This window comes from Streptomyces coffeae, assembly GCF_016741875.1.
Classification (GTDB): Bacteria; Actinomycetota; Actinomycetes; order Streptomycetales; family Streptomycetaceae; genus Streptomyces; species Streptomyces coffeae.
Genome location: NZ_JAERRF010000005.1, coordinates 365,248 through 376,727 on the forward strand (window position 1 = coordinate 365,248; position 11,480 = coordinate 376,727).

Here is an 11,480-nt window from a genome sequence, read left to right on the forward strand (position 1 = left end):
GCCGACCGGCCCGGTCCCGCGGGACGGGCCGGGTCCGGTGGCGAGCCTGCCCGCGCTGCCGCCGCTGGTCGACCAGCACAGCCACGGCATGGTCCACGGCGAGCTGGGGCTCGGCTCCTTCGAAACCCATCTGGCCTCCGCCGCCGGATCGGGCGCCGCCCCCGCGGGCACCACCTTCTTCGACAGCTGGGCCGGGCTCGCGGTGCGCCGCTGGTGCCCTCCGCTGCTGGGCATGGACCCCCACTGCGCACCGGTCAGCTATCTCGCCCGCCGCCGTGAACTGGGCGCCTACCAGGCCGCCCGGCTGCTGCTGCGCGGCGCGGGCATCGGCACCTTCCTGATGGAGTCCGGCGCTCCCAACGACCTGACCTCACCCGCCGAACTGGCCGCCGCAGCCGACGGCCGGGTCCACGAGGTGGTCCGGCTGGAGCCGCTGGCCGAGCAGGTGGCCGACACCTCCGGCACGGTCGACGCGTTCACCGGCAACACCGCCGAGGCGCTCTACGCCGCCGCCCAGCACGCGACGGCTTTCGCCATGGGCATCGCCTACTGCGACGAGGTCCCCCCGGACCCGCGCGAGGTGCGCCGCGCCGCCGCCCGACGGCTCGCCGGGGGCCCGGCCCGGGACCGCCCCTTCGACCCCGCGCTCGCCCAGCACCTGCTGTGGAGTGCGGTGGCCACCGGGCTGCCGGTGCAGCTGCACTGCGCCGATCCGCAGCCGCTCCTCGGCTTCCTGCGCGCCACGGCGGGGTTCGGCACCGATCTGGTGCTGCTGCCCGAGCGGCCGTACCACCGGCGGGCGGCGCAGCTGGCCGCGGCCTTCCCGCATGTCTACGCGGACGCCGGGCCGCGGCCGGAGGAGACCCTGGGCGAGGCGCCGTTCGGCAAGCTGCTGTTCTCCACCGGCGCGCGGGCGCTTCCCGAGCTGTATGTGACCGCCGCGCGGCTGTTCGCCCACTCCATGGCGCGGCTGACCGCCGAGTGGATCGCCGACGGGGTCTGCACCCGCTCCGAGGCGCGGCGGATCACCGGTCTTGTCGCGGCCGGGACCGCGCACCGGGTCTACCGGCTGGAGGCGGCGGGCTCGGGCTCCGGGGCCGGTGAGGTCTCCGGCTGAACCGCCTCGTCGTCGCCCGTGGGGCTGACGGCCGGCGCGGCGAGTGCGGGGCGCTCGCGCTGGGCGAAGAGCACCCGCAGGACCGCGATCCACACCAGACAGGACCCGAACATGTGGATACCGACGATCACTTCGGGCAGATGCGTGAAGTACTGGACGTACCCGATCAGGCCCTGGAGGAGCAGTACGGCCAGCAGGTCGAGCACCGTACGGCGCTGGGCCGCCGGGGCCTTCACGGCGCGCAGGGTGAACCACAGGGCGACCGTGAGGCCGAGCACGATGTAGACGAAGTCCACATGCAGCTGGGTGATCTCCTGCCAGTCCAGCGGGATCCGGTGCACCTCGCGGGCGTCACCGGCGTGCGGACCGGATCCGGTGACCACCGTGCCGATCAGGATCAGTGCCAGGGTCGAGCCGACCAGCAGCCCGGTCAGCTGGCGCACCGGTCGGGCCACCAGGCCGCGCGGCTCGCCGTCACCCTCGCGCGACCGCTGCCAGACCGCCATCGCGACCGTGAGGAGCGCGGTGGACAGCAGGAAGTGCGAGCTGACGATGTACGGGTTGAGCCCGGTGAGCACGATGATGCCGCCGATGACGGCGTTGCTCATCACCAGCCAGAACTGGGCCCAGCCCAGCCGGGTGAGGGAGCGGCGCACCGGTGTACGGGCCCGCGCGGCGATGATCAGCAGGCCGATGAACGCGCACAGCACATACGTCAGCATGCGGTTGCCGAATTCGATGGCGCCGTGGATGCCCATGTCGGAGGTGGGCGTCAGGCTCCCGGAGGTGCACTTGGGCCAGGTGTCACAACCGAGCCCGGACTCGGTGAGCCGCACCGTGCCACCGGTGACGACGATGACGACGGCCATCACCACGGTGGCCAGCGCGGCCCGCCGCACAAAGCGCGCGGAGGGCTGCCAGCGCCGGGCGATGAGCTCCAACGGATTCAGCGAATTCGGCACGGACCTATCGTAGGCGGCTGCTTGTGCAGCTTTTCACGAGGGGTCGTCCTCAGGAGGGCCCAGCCTCTCGGGGCCCGCCCGGTGAACTCACTCCCAGCGGAAGAAGCGCGCCGCCGCGCCGAGCCCCAGCACCGACCACACCGCCAGGATCCCCAGCTCCCGCCAGGGCATCGGCCCGCCGTCCTGGAGGACATCCCGCAGTCCGCCGGACAGCGCGGAGATCGGCAGCAGCTCCAGTACGCCGCTGACCGCGTCCGGGAACTTGTCCAGCGAGACGATCACTCCGCCCGCGACAAGCAGCAGCAGGAAGACCAGGTTGGCGGCGGCGAGCGTCGCCTCGGCCTTGAGGGTGCCCGCCATCAGCAGTCCGAGTCCGGAGAACGCCGCGGTGCCGAGGATCAGCAGCAGCGCCACCGCCAGCGGGTTGCCGTGCGGCGACCAGCCCAGCGCCAGCGCGATCGCGGTCAGCAGCGCGATCTGGAGGATCTCGGTGACCAGCACCGAGCAGGTCTTGGCGGTCATCAGCCCCCACCGGGGCAGCGGGGAGACGGCGAGCCGCTTGAGCACGCCGTAGCGCCGTTCGAAGCCGGTGGCGATGGCCTGTCCGGTGAACGCCGTGGACAGCACGGCCAGCGCCAGCACACCGGGAGTGAGGAAGTCCACCGCCTCGCCGTCGCCCCCGGTGTCCACGATGTCGACACTGCTGAACAGCACCAGCACCAGGGACGGGATGACCACGGTCAGCAGCAGCTGCTCACCGTTGCGCAGCAGCATCCGGGTCTCCAGCGCGGCCTGTGCCCGGATCATCCGCAGCAGCGGCGCGGCCCCCGGCCGGGGGAGAAAAGTGCCCGTGGCGGTCACGCTCGCAGCTCCTTACCGGTGAGCTCCAGGAAGACGTCCTCAAGGGTGTGCCGCTCGACCGAGATCCGGTCCGGCATCACCCCGTTCTGCGCGCACCACGAGGTGACGGTGGCCAGCAGCTGCGGATCGACCTTGCCGGTGACGCGGTAGCCGCCGGGGGTCAGCTCGTCGGCCGTGCTGTCGGCGGGCAGCGCCTTGAGCAGCGAGGCCAGGTCGAGCGCGGGGCGGCCGGTGAAGCGCAGGGTGTTCTCGGCGCCGCCGCGGCACAGCTCCTCGGGGCTGCCGTCGGCGATCACCTTGCCGCCGTCGATGATCGCGACATGGTCGGCGAGCTGTTCGGCCTCGTCCATGTAGTGCGTGGTCAGCACGACGGTGACACCGTCCTGGCGCAGCTCGCGGATGAGATCCCAGGTGGCGCGGCGGGCCTGTGGGTCGAGACCGGCGGTCGGCTCGTCGAGGAAGACCAGCTCGGGGCGGCCCACGACGGCCATGGCGAGGGCGAGCCGCTGCTGCTGGCCGCCGGAGAGCCTGCGGTAGGTGGTGCGGCCGCAGGAGCCGAGGCCCAGCCGGTCGATCAGCAGATCGACGTCCACCGGGTGGGCGTGCAGGGAGGCGGTGTGCCGCAGCATCTCTTCTGCGCGCGCGCCGGAGTAAACGCCTCCGGACTGGAGCATCACACCGATCCGCGGCCGCAGCGCGGCCGCGTCCCCGACCGGGTCCAGGCCGAATATGCGCACCGTCCCGGCATCGGGGCGGCGGTACCCCTCGCAGGTCTCGACCGTGGTGGTCTTACCGGCCCCGTTGGGCCCGAGAACGGCGCTCACGGTGCCGCGCGCGACGGACAGGTCGAGCCCGTCGACGGCGGTCTTCGAGCCGTACCGCTTGACCAGGCCGACGACATCGACCGCGGGCTCTTCTCGCATGCCGGGCAGTCTACGAATCGCCGGGGGCGCCGTGGGCGGCAGGGCGGAAGCGGAGTGCCCGGAACCGCATCGTCGCAGGTGAAGTTAGGTGTGCCTAAGTGATACACCCCACCGAAGGGCGTCTCCGCCCTCGCTTGTATGTCTCCCGGGAATTACGCAACAATGGTGTTGTGAAATACGCGAGCGAGGCTCCGAAGGGACGCGCGGCCGAGGTGGCCGCGCGGTCTGGCATGCCCGTTTCCGCGTCCGACGAGCAGCACGGCACCCGTAACAGGGTGGCCCGCTCCATCCTCGACCATGGCCCCTCCACCGCGGCCGAGCTCGCGCTGCGGCTGGAGCTGACCCAGGCGGCCGTCCGCCGCCACCTCGACACCCTCGCCGCCGACGGCGTCGTCGAGCCCCGCGAGAAGAGGGTGTACGGGGCGCGGGGGCGCGGCCGCCCGGCCAAGGTCTTCGCGCTCACCGACTGCGGCCGTGACGCCTTCGACCAGGCCTACGACAAGCTGGCCGTCGACGCCCTGCGCTGGATCGAGCAGAGCGCCGGGGGCGGTGAGGCCGGGCGGGCCGCCGTCGCGGCGTTCGCCCGCGCCCGGCTGGCCGTCCAGGCCGAGGGATACCGCGGTGCCGTCGAGGCCGCCGACCCCGGCAGGCGTACCCAGGCCCTTGCGGGCGCACTGTCCGCGGACGGGTACGCTGCTACGGCGCGCAGCGCGCCGGTCGGCGAACAGCTCTGCCAGCACCACTGCCCGGTCGCCCACGCAGCCGAGCGATATCCGCAGCTGTGCGAGGCGGAGACCGAGGTCTTCTCCCAGCTGCTCGGGACTCATGTGCAGCGTCTGGCCACCATCGCCCATGGCGACGGAGTGTGCACGACGTTCATTCCGAAGACCGCCAGCACCGAAGCGGCCGTGACGGCCGACCCCAGTACCACCAAGACCACCACCGCATCTGCCAGCACGGCCGGGAGGAACCCCGAATGACTCTCCCCACGGAGACCGCTCACCCCGAGCTCGAGGGTCTGGGCAACTACGAGTACGGCTGGGCCGACTCCGACGTGGCCGGCGCTTCGGCCAAGCGCGGGCTCTCCGAGGACGTCGTCCGCGACATCTCGGGGAAGAAGTCCGAGCCGGAGTGGATGCTCAAGCTGCGTCTGAAGGGTCTGAAGCTCTTCGACAAGAAGCCCATGCCGACCTGGGGCTCGGACCTGTCGGGCATCGACTTCGACAACATCAAGTACTTCGTGCGTTCCACGGAGCAGCAGGCCGCCTCCTGGGAGGAGCTGCCCGAGGACATCAAGAACACCTACGACAAGCTGGGCATCCCGGAGGCCGAGAAGCAGCGCCTGGTCGCCGGTGTCGCCGCCCAGTACGAGTCCGAGGTCGTCTACCACAAGATCCGTGAGGACCTCGAGGAGCAGGGCGTCATCTTCCTCGACACCGACACCGGTCTGCGGGAGCACCCGGAGCTGTTCAAGGAGTACTTCGGCTCGGTGATCCCGGCGGGTGACAACAAGTTCGCCTCGCTGAACACGGCGGTGTGGTCCGGCGGCTCGTTCATCTACGTGCCCAAGGGCGTCCATGTGGAGATCCCGCTCCAGGCCTACTTCCGGATCAACACCGAGAACATGGGCCAGTTCGAGCGGACGCTGATCATCGTCGACGAGGACGCCTACGTCCACTACGTCGAGGGCTGCACCGCGCCGATCTACAAGTCGGACTCGCTGCACTCCGCGGTCGTCGAGATCATCGTCAAGAAGGGCGCCCGCTGCCGCTACACGACCATCCAGAACTGGTCGAACAACGTCTACAACCTGGTCACCAAGCGCGCCGTCGCCTATGAGGGCGCCACCATGGAGTGGGTCGACGGCAACATCGGCTCCAAGGTGACCATGAAGTACCCCGCCGTCTACCTGATGGGCGAGCACGCCAAGGGCGAGACCCTGTCCATCGCCTTCGCGGGCGAGGGCCAGCACCAGGACGCCGGAGCCAAGATGGTCCACATGGCGCCCCACACCTCGTCCAACATCGTCTCCAAGTCGGTGGCGCGCGGCGGCGGCCGCACCTCCTACCGCGGGCTGATCGAGATCGGCGAGGGCGCCGAGGGCTCCAAGTCCAATGTGCTCTGTGACGCCCTGCTGGTGGACACCATCTCCCGGTCCGACACCTACCCGTATGTGGACGTCCGCGAGGACGATGTGTCCATGGGCCACGAGGCGACCGTCTCCAAGGTCAGCGACGACCAGCTCTTCTACCTGATGAGCCGCGGTCTGTCGGAGGACGAGGCCATGGCGATGATCGTCCGCGGCTTTGTCGAGCCGATCGCGCGCGAGCTGCCCATGGAGTACGCGCTGGAGCTCAACCGGCTGATCGAGCTGCAAATGGAGGGCGCGGTCGGCTGACGCCACCGCCCCTCCCGCCCCACCGGGGGGCGACCCCGCCAAGCCGCGACACAACTCAGGCAGAGAAAGCGAGCAGTACGACAGCCATGGCTGAAACCATTCCCGCCGGATCCACTACGGACGGTGTCATCCAGGTGGGCCAGCCCACCGATGCGCGGGTCAGCGCCCCCGCGTCGTACGACGTGGCCGACTTCCCCGTGCCCCACGGCCGGGAGGAGGACTGGCGGTTCACCCCGCTGGAGCGGCTGCGCGGCCTCCACGACGGCACCGCCGTCGCCGACGGCGGTGTCCGGGTCGAGGTGAGCGCCCCCGAGGGCGTCACCGTCGAGACCGTGGGCCGTGATGACGCGCGCCTGGGCAAGGCCGGCAAGCCGGTGGACCGGGTGGCGGCCCAGGCGTACAGCTCCTTCGAGAAGGCGTCGGTCGTCTCGGTGCCCAAGGAGATGGTGCTCACCGAGCCGGTGCGGATCTCCGTGCACGGCGAGGGCGGTACCGCCTTCGGCCACCAGCTGATCGAGCTCGGCGCCTTCGCCGAGGCCGTGGTGGTCATCGACCACACCGGTGACGCCACCCTCGCCGCCAACGTCGAGTACGTGATCGGCGACGGCGCCAAGCTCACCGTGGTCTCCGTCCAGGACTGGGACGACACCGCCGTCCACGCCGGTCAGCACACCGCGCTGGTCGGCCGGGACGCAAGCTTCAAGTCCGTGGTCGTCACCTTCGGCGGCGATCTGGTGCGGCTCCACCCGCGAGTGGTCTACGGCGCCCCCGGCGGTGAGGCCGAGCTCTACGGCCTGTACTTCACCGACAACGGCCAGCACCAGGAGCACCGCCTCTTCATCGACCACGACACCCCGCACTGCCGGAGCAACGTGGCCTACAAGGGAGCGCTCCAGGGCAAGGACGCCCACGCGGTCTGGATCGGCGACGTGCTGATCCGCGCCGAGGCCGAGGGCACCGACACCTACGAGCTCAACCGCAACCTGGTCCTCACCGACGGCGCCCGCGTCGACTCGGTGCCCAACCTGGAGATCGAGACCGGCGAGATCGTCGGCGCCGGCCACGCCAGCGCCACCGGCCGCTTCGAGGACGAGCAGCTGTTCTACCTGATGGCGCGCGGCATCCCGGCCGACGAGGCCCGCCGTCTGGTGGTGCGCGGCTTCTTCGCCGAGCTCGTCCAGCAGATCGGCATCCCCGAGCTGGAGGAGCGTCTGATCGACAAGATCGAGGCAGAGCTGGAGGCGTCCGTAGGATGACCGACACCTTCGTACGCGCCTGCGCCCTGGCCGAGCTCGAGGAGGACACCCCCAAGCGGGTCGAGCTCGAGGGGGTACCGATCGCCCTGGTCCGCACCGAGGGCGAGGTGTTCGCGGTCAACGACATCTGCTCGCACGCGAACGTCTCGCTGTCCGAGGGCGAGGTCGAGGACTGTCAGATCGAGTGCTGGCTGCACGGCTCCAGTTTCGATCTGCGCACCGGCAAGCCGTCCGGTCTCCCCGCCACCCGCCCCGTCCCCGTATACCCCGTAAAGATCGAAGGGGACGACGTACTCGTCTCCGTCACCCAGGAGTCCTGAGGCACCCATGGCAACGCTTGAGATTCACGACCTGCACGTCTCCGTCGAGGCCGAGGGCGGCCCCCGGGAGATCCTGCGCGGCGTCGACCTGACCGTGAAGCAGGGCGAGACGCACGCCATCATGGGCCCCAACGGCTCCGGCAAGTCCACCCTGGCCTACTCGCTGGCCGGTCACCCGAAGTACACGATCACCGGCGGCACCGTCACCCTCGACGGTGAGAACGTGCTGGAGATGTCCGTCGACGAGCGCGCCCGCGCCGGTGTCTTCCTCGCCATGCAGTACCCGGTCGAGGTCCCCGGTGTCTCGGTCTCCAACTTCCTGCGGACCTCCGCCACCGCCATCCGCGGTGAGGCCCCCAAGCTGCGCACCTGGGTCAAGGAGGTCAAGGAGGCCATGGAGCGCCTCCAGATCGACCCGTCCTTCGCCGAGCGCAACGTCAACGAGGGCTTCTCCGGCGGTGAGAAGAAGCGCCACGAGATCCTCCAGCTGGAGCTGCTGAAGCCCGCCATCGCGATCCTCGACGAGACCGACTCCGGCCTCGACGTGGACGCGCTGCGGGTGGTCTCCGAGGGCGTCAACCGGGTCCGTGAGTCCGGCCAGGTCGGCACCCTGCTGATCACCCACTACACCCGCATCCTGCGGTACATCAAGCCCGACCACGTCCATGTGTTCGCCGCGGGCCGGATCGCCGAGTCCGGCGGCCCGGAGCTGGCCAACAAGCTGGAGGAAGAGGGCTACGAGGCATACGTGAAGGGAGGCGCGTCCACGTGACACAGCTGCCGGGCCTCCTCGACACCGAGGCGATCCGCAAGGACTTCCCCATCCTGGACCGCGTGGTCCACGACGGGAAGAAGCTCGTCTACCTGGACAACGCGGCCACGTCCCAGAAGCCGCGCCAGGTCCTGGACGCGCTGAACACGTACTACGAGCGCTCCAACGCCAATGTCCACCGTGGTGTCCATGTGCTCGCCGAGGAGGCCACGGCGCTGTACGAGGGCGCCCGCGACAAGGTCGCCGGCTTCATCAACGCTCCCAGCCGCGACGAGGTGATCTTCACCAAGAACGCGTCGGAGTCGCTGAACCTCGTGGCCAACATGCTCGGCTGGGCCGATGAGCCCTACCGGGTGGACCGGGACACCGAGATCGTCATCACCGAGATGGAGCATCACTCCAACATCGTTCCGTGGCAGCTGCTCGCGCAGCGCACCGGCGCGAAGCTGAAGTGGTTCGGTCTCACCGACGACGGCCGTCTGGACCTGTCGGACATCGAGCAGGTCATCACCGAGAAGACCAAGGTCGTCTCGTTCGTCCTGGTCTCCAACATCCTGGGCACGGTCAACCCGGTCGAGGCGATCGTGCGCCGCGCCCAGGACGTGGGCGCCCTGGTCGTCATCGACGCCTCCCAGGCCGCTCCGCATATGACCCTGGACGTCCAGGCGCTCCAGGCCGACTTCGTGGCCTTCACCGGCCACAAGATGTGCGGCCCGGACGGGATCGGTGTGCTGTGGGGCCGCCAGGAGCTCCTGGAGGACCTGCCCCCGTTCCTCGGCGGCGGCGAGATGATCGAGACCGTCTCGATGCACTCCTCGACCTACGCCCCCGCGCCGCACAAGTTCGAGGCCGGTACGCCCCCGATCGCCCAGGCCGTCGGCCTCGGCGCGGCGGTGGACTATCTGACCTCGGTCGGCATGGACAACATCGCCCGCCATGAGCACGCCCTCACCCACTACGCGGTCGGCAGGCTCCTGGAGGTCCCCGATCTGCGCATCATCGGCCCCGCCACGGCCGAGGAGCGCGGTGCCGCGATCTCCTTCACGCTCGGCGACATCCACCCCCACGATGTGGGGCAGGTGCTCGACGAGCAGGGCATCGCGGTCCGGGTCGGCCACCACTGCGCCCGCCCCGTCTGCCTGCGCTACGGAATTCCCGCTACCACGCGGGCGTCGTTCTATCTGTACTCCACCCCCGCCGAGGTCGACGCCTTGGTGGAGGGCCTGGAGCACGTACGGAACTTCTTCGGGTAGGGGCGACCGCGTGAAACTGGATTCGATGTACCAGGACGTCATCCTGGACCACTACAAGAACCCCCATGGACGGGGCCTCAGGGACGGCGACGCAGAGGTACACCACACCAATCCCACCTGCGGTGACGAGATCACCCTGCGGGTGCGGCTCGACGGCGAGACGATCGAGGACGTCAGCTATGAGGGCCAGGGCTGTTCGATCAGCCAGGCCAGCGCGTCCGTGCTCAATGAATTGCTGGTGGGCAAGGAGCTGAGTGAGGCTCGCAGGATCCAGGAGACGTTTCTGGAGCTGATGCAGTCCAAGGGGCAGACCGTTCCGGACGACGCCATGGAGGAGGTGCTGGAGGACGCGGTCGCGTTCGCCGGTGTCTCCAAGTACCCGGCCCGAGTGAAGTGCGCCCTGCTCAGCTGGATGGCGTGGAAGGACGCCACCGCGCAGGCGCTGGGCGAGACCGCTGGAGGGAAGACCGCATGAGTGACGACGTGACGACCACCAAGCCCGCCAGCGAGGAAGAGGTCCGCGAGGCCCTGTACGACGTCGTCGACCCCGAGCTGGGGATCGACGTGGTCAACCTCGGGCTGATCTACGGCATTCACATCGACGACGCCAATATCGCCACCATCGACATGACGCTGACGTCCGCGGCCTGTCCGCTGACCGATGTCATCGAGGACCAGGCGAAGTCCGCGACCGACGGCATCGTCAACGAGCTGCGGATCAACTGGGTCTGGATGCCGCCGTGGGGTCCCGACAAGATCACCGACGATGGCCGTGAGCAGCTTCGCGCCCTCGGCTTCAACGTCTGAGCAGCCTCACCGCACCTTTACGTGGGACCCGTGACCTGTGCTGTCACGGGTCCCACACGCGTCCACCGGCCGTGGCCGGGCGGGGTCACAGTCCCAGCCAGGTCCGCAGACGCGCGATTGTCGAGGCGCGGGTGCGCAGCTCGAACCAGACCGTCTTGCCGTGCGCCGTGGGCCGTGCGCCCCAGCTGGCGGAGAGCTGGTCGAGCAGACGCAGACCGCGCCCGTTCTCCGCGTCCAGGCGGGCGTGGAGCAGCCGGGGCTGGTCCGGCGAACCGTCGGCGATGTCGCAGCGCAGTCGCCGCCGCCGCGGCGAGTGGATCAGCCGCAGCTGGATCGGGCCCCAGGCGTGCCTGAGCGCATTGGTGACCAGCTCGCTGACCAGCAGCTCGGCGGTCTCGGCGTGCTCATGCAGATCCCATTTGGCCAGCTGGTCCCGGGTCATCCCCCTGGCCTGGGAGACGGCCCGCGCACTGCGGTCCAGCGGGTGGAGCACATCGCGGTGCCGACGCTGTTCGTTCACGAGCCAGGCCAGAACGCGGCCCACACGGAGGACGAGATACCGGACCAGCCGCATGAACCGTCGCATGGCCCGTCGTGACCCGGATGCCATACGGTGTCGCACGGGCGGCCTCGGGGACATCGCCGTCCGGTCGTGTCCTGTGCACAGAGTGCTGCTCATGGCCCCCTCCTCATGTTGCTCATGTGCAGCCAAGACGTCCGAGTCATCCGTGTCATGGCCCTCACCGTCCCTTTGCGTCGTCCACGGCGGGAATCCGGCTGATGCCTCTACGCTGCATCGCGCGCCGGACGG

The 11,480-nt window shown here is 69.8% G+C and carries 13 protein-coding genes; 9 read left to right on the forward strand and 4 right to left on the reverse strand.

The window, feature by feature from the left end:
• The first annotated feature begins 46 nt into the window (after window positions 1-46).
• Window positions 47-1,117: an amidohydrolase gene (locus tag JK363_RS10915; protein ID WP_201874450.1), complete on the forward strand. Its 1,071-nt coding sequence runs from the start codon at window positions 47-49 to the stop codon at window positions 1,115-1,117.
• Here the strand turns inward: JK363_RS10915 and JK363_RS10920 are convergent.
• The 3 genes from JK363_RS10920 to JK363_RS10930 form a co-directional block, all read right to left on the reverse strand.
• Window positions 1,063-2,079 carry a COX15/CtaA family protein gene (locus tag JK363_RS10920; protein WP_201874278.1) on the reverse strand — a complete coding sequence of 339 codons (1,017 nt, stop codon included), beginning with the start codon at window positions 2,077-2,079 and terminating at the stop codon, window positions 1,063-1,065. The genes JK363_RS10915 and JK363_RS10920 overlap by 55 nt on opposite strands.
• A gap of 87 nt (window positions 2,080-2,166) precedes the next feature.
• Window positions 2,167-2,940 carry an ABC transporter permease gene (locus JK363_RS10925; RefSeq protein ID WP_201874279.1) on the reverse strand — a complete coding sequence of 258 codons (774 nt, stop codon included), beginning with the start codon at window positions 2,938-2,940 and terminating at the stop codon, window positions 2,167-2,169.
• Window positions 2,937-3,863 carry an ABC transporter ATP-binding protein gene (locus JK363_RS10930; RefSeq protein WP_201874280.1) on the reverse strand — a complete coding sequence of 309 codons (927 nt, stop codon included), beginning with the start codon at window positions 3,861-3,863 and terminating at the stop codon, window positions 2,937-2,939. Before JK363_RS10930 ends, JK363_RS10925 begins: the two co-directional genes overlap by 4 nt.
• Before the next feature lie 230 nt (window positions 3,864-4,093).
• Between JK363_RS10930 and JK363_RS10935 the strand changes: the two genes are divergently transcribed.
• The 8 genes from JK363_RS10935 to JK363_RS10970 all read left to right on the forward strand — a co-directional run bounded on the left by JK363_RS10935 (window position 4,094) and on the right by JK363_RS10970 (window position 10,669).
• The gene (locus JK363_RS10935) at window positions 4,094-4,843 is read left to right on the forward strand and encodes a helix-turn-helix transcriptional regulator (protein WP_215910828.1); all 750 of its coding nucleotides are present in this window, start codon (window positions 4,094-4,096) and stop codon (window positions 4,841-4,843) included.
• Window positions 4,840-6,261: a Fe-S cluster assembly protein SufB gene (sufB, locus tag JK363_RS10940; RefSeq protein ID WP_201874282.1), complete on the forward strand. Its 1,422-nt coding sequence runs from the start codon at window positions 4,840-4,842 to the stop codon at window positions 6,259-6,261. The genes JK363_RS10935 and sufB overlap by 4 nt, the downstream gene beginning before the upstream one ends.
• A gap of 86 nt (window positions 6,262-6,347) precedes the next feature.
• On the forward strand, window positions 6,348-7,517 hold the full coding sequence (gene sufD, locus JK363_RS10945; protein ID WP_201874283.1) for a Fe-S cluster assembly protein SufD: 1,170 nt from the start codon (window positions 6,348-6,350) through the stop codon (window positions 7,515-7,517).
• Window positions 7,514-7,837 (forward strand): bifunctional 3-phenylpropionate/cinnamic acid dioxygenase ferredoxin subunit, encoded by a 324-nt coding sequence (locus tag JK363_RS10950; protein ID WP_201874284.1) that lies wholly within the window; start codon window positions 7,514-7,516, stop codon window positions 7,835-7,837. Before sufD ends, JK363_RS10950 begins: the two co-directional genes overlap by 4 nt.
• A 7-nt stretch (window positions 7,838-7,844) precedes the next feature.
• Entirely contained in the window at window positions 7,845-8,609 is a 765-nt protein-coding gene (gene sufC, locus JK363_RS10955) for a Fe-S cluster assembly ATPase SufC (protein ID WP_201874285.1), read from the forward strand.
• Complete coding sequence (locus tag JK363_RS10960; protein WP_201874287.1) at window positions 8,606-9,862, forward strand: cysteine desulfurase; 1,257 nt, start codon at window positions 8,606-8,608, stop codon at window positions 9,860-9,862. The genes sufC and JK363_RS10960 overlap by 4 nt, the downstream gene beginning before the upstream one ends.
• A gap of 10 nt (window positions 9,863-9,872) precedes the next feature.
• On the forward strand, window positions 9,873-10,337 hold the full coding sequence (sufU, locus tag JK363_RS10965; protein ID WP_201874289.1) for a Fe-S cluster assembly sulfur transfer protein SufU: 465 nt from the start codon (window positions 9,873-9,875) through the stop codon (window positions 10,335-10,337).
• Window positions 10,334-10,669: a metal-sulfur cluster assembly factor gene (locus JK363_RS10970; RefSeq protein ID WP_176183611.1), complete on the forward strand. Its 336-nt coding sequence runs from the start codon at window positions 10,334-10,336 to the stop codon at window positions 10,667-10,669. The genes sufU and JK363_RS10970 overlap by 4 nt, the downstream gene beginning before the upstream one ends.
• 85 nt (window positions 10,670-10,754) lie before the next feature.
• On the opposite strand, the gene JK363_RS10975 is transcribed toward JK363_RS10970, so the two are convergent.
• Complete coding sequence (locus JK363_RS10975) at window positions 10,755-11,255, reverse strand: ATP-binding protein (protein ID WP_201874291.1); 501 nt, start codon at window positions 11,253-11,255, stop codon at window positions 10,755-10,757.
• Window positions 11,256-11,480 lie beyond the last annotated feature (225 nt).

Excerpts from the sequence above, each read along its gene's own strand:
- JK363_RS10930 (WP_201874280.1), bottom strand. The coding sequence starts at position 3,863 with ATGCGAGAAGAGCCCGCGGTCGATGTCGTCGGCCTGGTCAAGCGGTAC.
- JK363_RS10935 (WP_215910828.1), top strand. The coding sequence starts at position 4,094 with ATGCCCGTTTCCGCGTCCGACGAGCAGCACGGCACCCGTAACAGGGTG.
- sufB (WP_201874282.1), top strand. The coding sequence starts at position 4,840 with ATGACTCTCCCCACGGAGACCGCTCACCCCGAGCTCGAGGGTCTGGGC.
- sufD (WP_201874283.1), top strand. The coding sequence starts at position 6,348 with ATGGCTGAAACCATTCCCGCCGGATCCACTACGGACGGTGTCATCCAG.
- JK363_RS10950 (WP_201874284.1), top strand. The coding sequence starts at position 7,514 with ATGACCGACACCTTCGTACGCGCCTGCGCCCTGGCCGAGCTCGAGGAG.
- sufC (WP_201874285.1), top strand. The coding sequence starts at position 7,845 with ATGGCAACGCTTGAGATTCACGACCTGCACGTCTCCGTCGAGGCCGAG.
- JK363_RS10970 (WP_176183611.1), top strand. The coding sequence starts at position 10,334 with ATGAGTGACGACGTGACGACCACCAAGCCCGCCAGCGAGGAAGAGGTC.
- JK363_RS10975 (WP_201874291.1), bottom strand. The coding sequence starts at position 11,255 with ATGCGACGGTTCATGCGGCTGGTCCGGTATCTCGTCCTCCGTGTGGGC.